This is a genomic window from Roseateles puraquae (genome assembly GCF_002205845.1).
GTDB lineage: Bacteria > Pseudomonadota > Gammaproteobacteria > Burkholderiales > Burkholderiaceae_C > Pelomonas > Pelomonas puraquae.
Genome location: NZ_NISI01000043.1, coordinates 1 through 291 on the forward strand (window position 1 = coordinate 1; position 291 = coordinate 291).

The 291-nt window shown below is 64.6% G+C and carries 1 protein-coding gene; it reads left to right on the top strand.

The window, feature by feature from the left end:
- Nucleotides 1-291: GTP-binding protein (locus tag CDO81_RS27440; RefSeq protein ID WP_241517198.1), on the top strand; the 291-nt coding region annotated here is incomplete at both ends.

The window sequence follows — 291 nt, forward strand, 5'->3', positions numbered from 1 at the left end:
GTACATCATCGTCTTCCTGAACAAGTGCGACATGGTCGACGACGCCGAGCTGCTGGAGCTCGTCGAGATGGAAGTGCGCGAACTGCTGAGCAAGTACGACTTCCCGGGCGACGACACGCCGATCGTGAAGGGTTCGGCCAAGCTGGCGCTGGAAGGCGACAAGGGCGACCTGGGCGAGCAGGCCATCATGCGCCTGGCTGACGCGCTGGACACGTACATCCCCCAGCCGGACCGTGCCGTTGACGGCGCGTTCCTGCTGCCGGTGGAAGACGTGTTCTCGATCTCGGGCCG